Annotated in this window: 3 protein-coding genes and 1 pseudogene; all 4 read right to left on the bottom strand. The window is 73.0% G+C overall.

What is annotated here, in order from left to right; genetic code table 11:
* Positions 1-590, bottom strand: a 590-nt coding sequence (locus tag AC2VNT_RS09080) for a PPE family protein (protein ID WP_486946541.1), incomplete at its 3' end; no start/stop codon positions are given.
* Positions 591-637: 47 nt separating this feature from the next.
* Positions 638-1,135 carry a PE/PPE C-terminal domain-containing protein gene (locus AC2VNT_RS09075; protein ID WP_486946543.1) on the bottom strand — a complete coding sequence of 166 codons (498 nt, stop codon included), beginning with the start codon at positions 1,133-1,135 and terminating at the stop codon, positions 638-640.
* Positions 1,136-1,258: 123 nt separating this feature from the next.
* A pseudogene (locus tag AC2VNT_RS09070) lies at positions 1,259-1,771 on the bottom strand (PPE family protein); the annotation flags it as partial.
* 9 nt (positions 1,772-1,780) lie between these two features.
* Positions 1,781-2,080 carry a PE family protein gene (locus AC2VNT_RS09065; RefSeq protein WP_486946542.1) on the bottom strand — a complete coding sequence of 100 codons (300 nt, stop codon included), beginning with the start codon at positions 2,078-2,080 and terminating at the stop codon, positions 1,781-1,783.
* Between the last annotated feature and the right edge of the window lie 16 nt (positions 2,081-2,096).

Genomic DNA, 2,096 nt, shown 5'->3' with positions numbered 1-2,096 from the left:
TGAGCGGCGGTCGCGGCAGCCGGTTGCGCGGCCGCCGCAACCGGCGGGGCCGCCGCGGCGGTCGGATTCGCGACCGCCGGCGCCTGGCTGTACGGCGCGAGCTTCGATGCGGCCGTCGAGGAGGCCTGGTAGCCGTGCATCATCGTGACGTCCTGGGCCCACATCTGCTGGTACTCGGCCTCGGTGGTCGCGATCGCCGGGCTGTTCTGGCCGAAGAAGTTGGTGGTGACCAGCATCAGATACCGGGTTCGGTTGGCGGTGATCAGCACCAGTGGCACCGTCGTGGCCAGCGCGGTCTGGTAGGCCGTGGCGGCGGCGTTGGCCCGTGCGGCGGTCTGTTCGGCCTGGCTTGCGGTGCCGTAGAGCCAGGTCACGTACCGGCTCGCCGCCTGCGCCATGTTGATCGACGACGGGCCGCGCCACCCGTCGACGGTCAGGCCGGCCAGCACCGACCGGTAGGCGGCCGCTGCCGCGGTGGTCTCCTGGGCCAGCTGGCTCCACGCCGCGGCCGCGGTGAGCATCGGCCCGGCGCCCGGTCCGGAACTCATTCTCGCCGAGATGATCTCCGGCGGCAGGATGCTGAAATCCATGTCTGACAACCTTTCTCGTTGGGGGTTCGTGTCGGTGGTTGCGGCTGCTATCCGGCGGCCGGGGAACGCACGATGATCGGCCTGCTCTTGTGTCGGCGGGGTGGGTCGGCCCCGCTGCGTGAAAGCGCCCCTAGCGCGGACTGGCTGAACATGTTTCCCGGAGCCTCTGGGCCGGGGGCGGAGGCCACCGGGATGCTGCCGGCGCCGGTGTTCGAGGATGCCAGGGCCAGCGGCCGGACCTCCGGGGCGGCCGCGGTCCAGCCGGCCGGCACCGATAGCTTCCCGACCGCGGCGGCCCGTCCCAGCTGGGCGGACGCCGCCCCCGCGGCCGACGGGGCGGGAGCGGCGGCCGGCGCCCGCAGATGGCCGTTCTCCTCTTCGGCGGCGGTCCCGCCCCACGCCAGTCGCTCATTGGTGATCAGGATTCGCCGCCCGGAGACCGCCGAGGTCGTGGTCGATATCACGGTGTTCACCACCTTGGTGGCCGAGAAACCGGTGATCGTGCCCGTCGACAGCGGGTCTAGGACGGCGGCGAGCTGCGACATCGCGGACGTCGCCTGCGCGACCGCCGTCGAGTGCGCCGTCGAGTGCGCCGCCGCCACGGACGCCGCCGCGTGCGCGAGGGCACCGGACTGGGCGGCCGGTCCGGCCGGGTCGGTGGCCGGCCGGGGCGAATCGAACGGGCTGAACCGGCAGGCCGCCGCCGAGGCGCCGGCGTAGCCGTACATCGCGACCGCGTCCTGCAGCCACATCTCCGCGTAGTGCGCCTCGGTGGCGGCGATGGCCGGGGTGTTCTGGCCGAAGAAGTTGGTCGCCACCAGCGTTGCGAGCAAGGCGCGGTTCGCCGCGATCACCGGCGGCGGCACCGTCGCGGTGAACGCCAGGTCATGGGCGGCGGCGGCCGCCTTCGCCTGCGTGGCGGTCTGCTCGGCCCGGGCTGCGGTCTCGTGCAGCCACGCCAGATACGGCGCCGCCGCCTTGCCCATCGACAGCGATGCCGGTCCCAGCCACCCGTCGGTGGTCAGTTCGGCGACGACCGACCCGCATTGGTATGCCGCGGTGAGCAACTCGGCGGCGATCGCGTCCCAGGACGCGGCCGCGGCCAGCATCGGCCCCGATCCCGGGCCCGAGTACATCAGCCCGGAGTTGATCTCCGGGGGCAGCGCCGCGAAATCCAGCACAGTCGAGCCTCAGCCGGCCGCGATCGCGTTGGCGGCTTCGGTCGCTGCGTACGAACCCGCACTGGTCGCCAGGGTCTGCACGAACATCTCGTGGATCGCCGTCGCCTGGGCGGCGATCGCCTGGTACATCTGGCCGTGCGCCGCGAACTGGGCCGCGGTCAGCGCCGACACCTCGTCGGCGGCGGCCGGGATCACTCCGGTGGTGGGGCCGGCGGCGGCGGCGTTCTGCGCGCTCATCGCGGCGCCGATGCCGCCCAGGCTGCTGGCCGCGGTGGCCAGCGCTTCCGGGTTGGCGGTTACGAAGGACATCGGTTTCTCCTTGCTG

Source organism: Mycobacterium sp. TH-M15, assembly GCF_057473705.1.
Note: the sequence above shows the minus strand (reverse complement) of the source record. Positions and strands in the feature narration are given on the sequence as shown.